The sequence below is a fragment of the Sphingopyxis sp. genome (genome assembly GCF_035250425.1).
Lineage (GTDB): Bacteria > Pseudomonadota > Alphaproteobacteria > Sphingomonadales > Sphingomonadaceae > Sphingopyxis.
Genome location: NZ_DATFFD010000247.1, coordinates 1 through 2,396, shown reverse-complemented (window position 1 = coordinate 2,396; position 2,396 = coordinate 1). Strand labels below are relative to the sequence as shown.

At 65.5% G+C, this 2,396-nt stretch carries 2 protein-coding genes and 1 pseudogene; all 3 read right to left on the bottom strand.

What is annotated here, in order from left to right; all coding sequences use genetic code 11:
* Positions 1 to 66: 66 nt before the first annotated feature.
* A complete protein-coding gene (locus VJ811_RS15095; protein WP_324073803.1) occupies positions 67 to 1,146 on the bottom strand; it encodes a glycosyl transferase in 1,080 nt (359 codons plus the stop codon).
* The gene (locus VJ811_RS15090) at positions 1,147 to 1,842 is read right to left on the bottom strand and encodes an HAD-IB family phosphatase (protein WP_324073800.1); all 696 of its coding nucleotides are present in this window, start codon (positions 1,840 to 1,842) and stop codon (positions 1,147 to 1,149) included.
* Positions 1,839 to 2,396, bottom strand: a pseudogene (locus VJ811_RS15085) (polysaccharide biosynthesis protein); the annotation flags it as partial. The pseudogene VJ811_RS15085 and the gene VJ811_RS15090, both read right to left, overlap by 4 nt.

The window sequence follows — 2,396 nt, the reverse complement described above, 5'->3', positions numbered from 1 at the left end:
AGCGCTCGGCGTTGGTCATTCCCCAGATCGGGGTGGCGTTATCGCCGAGCAGACGGATCGGCGCGCTCATCGCGGCGTCCTTGCGAAATCGAGGATGATGTCGGCCTGCCGCATCGAGGCGGGGGTCGGGAACTGGTTGATCGAATCTTGCATGGCGGTTTCCTGAGCATCAACAAAGGTCGGTTGCAAGTCCGCAGCCCGGTCCAGCGCACGAGGGAGGTCGGTGATGTCTTCGATCACCTGGCCCAGATGCCAATGCGCAAACGCCGGATCGTCACGCCACGCCAACCGGTCGAGGTTGAGGAAAATGCACGGACGCGGGCGCAGGAGGAACTCGTAAACCTGGCTCGACACGTCGCCCAGATAAAGGTCGGAACTCAGCGTATAGCTCATGTCGATCGAATGGCGGCTTCCCATATCGACCCGGATATGCGGCGCCGTGGTCGTGATCGGCGGCACGCGCTGCGCCAGTTTCGTATGCGGAGCGATGATGACGTTCCACCCCTCGAGCGCCTCGAGGGTGGCGAGCACTTCGGACCCGTGCGCCGGCCACGACGACAGCTTCGCGTCGAAATGCGGATTGTAGAACAGCACCGGCCGCTCATTGTCGAAAAAGCGCTGCCGCTCGGCGCATATTTCGAACTTGGCGTAGCCGCCCACGACGACATTACTCGGTTCGGACAGCTTGTGTTCGATCATGCGTCGCCGGTCCTTTTCGCCCGCGACGAGGGTCAGATCGATCAGCGCATGCCGCCCGCGATAGCCGCCCTCGCGGTCGCCTGCGCCATGCTTGATCACGACGATGCGTGATGAAAAGCCGGGGATGCGTTTCAGCCAGGCGCTCGAAATCTCCGTCGTGACCAGCACGGGAAAGCGCCGGATCGCCGGATAGTTGAGCAGCAACGTCGCGAGGCGCGAGGGCTGGCGAAACAAGGAGTCGGGGCCGAAGGGCGGTCGGCGCAGCAGGACCGGTTCGAACCGGCGCTGCGTATCATAGCTGAGTATGAGATCGAGGATCTGGCGCGACGGCGACAAGATCGAAACCCGGACATCGTCGCGTCCGGCCAGTTCAAGCGCCGTGGGCAACCAGTGATAGAGTTGCTGTGCTTCGGCTATTGCGAGGAAGGCGATAGGGGTCGGGCGCATTCAACCGGGCCCGATCTCGAAATCCAGCGTCCGCCAGCCATGCTGCGCGGCAAGACGGACCAGCTTGCGGCTGCGCCCGATCAGCCAGGATTCATTCGCCAGCGCAAAGATCGGGGCGTCGCTAGGGTGATCCGAATAGGCGCGGATATGCACCGCGCCGTTGGACGCGTTCGCGGCAAGCCACTCGGTCACCCGGCGCGCTTTTTCGGTGCCATAGCAATTTTCACCGTCGAGCAGCGGGAGCCAGCTGCCGTCGTCGGTGCGCCGGTGGCGGGTCGCTACGATCGCGTCGAAACCCAGCGCTTCGGCAATCGCGCTGGCGTAGAATTCGGGCGCCGCGGTGGCCATCAGCAGGCGGTATCCCTCGGCGCGGTCACGCGCGATGCATGCGGCGGCGCCCGGCGGCACGTCGCGCGATACGCGCCAGGCCGCGAAATCGGCGGCGAGCTTGTCCGCGCGGGCGGGGGCGATGCTGGCGCCGAGCATCAGGCGAATCGCGGCGGGCTTGTACCGGTCGCGGCCATAGAGGCGCAGCGCATAGCCGATCATCAGCACTGCGAGCGCCGGAAGCAGCAGCACGCGCCACGGTGCCTCGCGCCACGCCGCCCACAGCAGGAACAGCGTGAAGGTCGGCGTGCGCAGCACGGTACGATCAAGGTCGTAGATCGCGACGCGGATTGGAACGACCTCGCTCATCGCTCGGTGGGTTCGATCAAGCGCAGTTTGCGCGCCGTCTTGCCGAGCGAAACGCGGTCGGCAAGTGGCAGGGCGAAGCGCAGCGCAAGCCAGATGGCGGCGACGGCGATCATTCCGAGCAGGGGCAGCGATATGGCATCGGGCAGCAGGTCGACGAATACAGCTGCGATACCGGCAACAAGGGTGATCGCGATCCCGCGCAAGGCCACCGCCGGAAATTGCGCATCGAAGGGGTGAAGCTTTTCGACGATAGCGAGCTGGAGCATGGGGATGGCGGCCATGACCACAAGCCCGATCGCCGTCGCCAGCGTCACGCCGGTCAGCGGATCGAGATGCCCGACGATCAGCCATCCGGCACCCACGGCCACGGCGACGCCGAATATGCTGGCGGTAAGCTGATGACGGAAAGCCGCGACGACTTGCAGAACCGGCGCCGAAATCCCGAGCATCGCTTCAGCGGCGCGCGCGAACAGTAGGATGACGAGCGCGGCCTGCGCGGCCTGCGCGCCATGCCCGAAGAGCCCGAGCAGCGACGCGCTCCCCGCGGCGAGCAC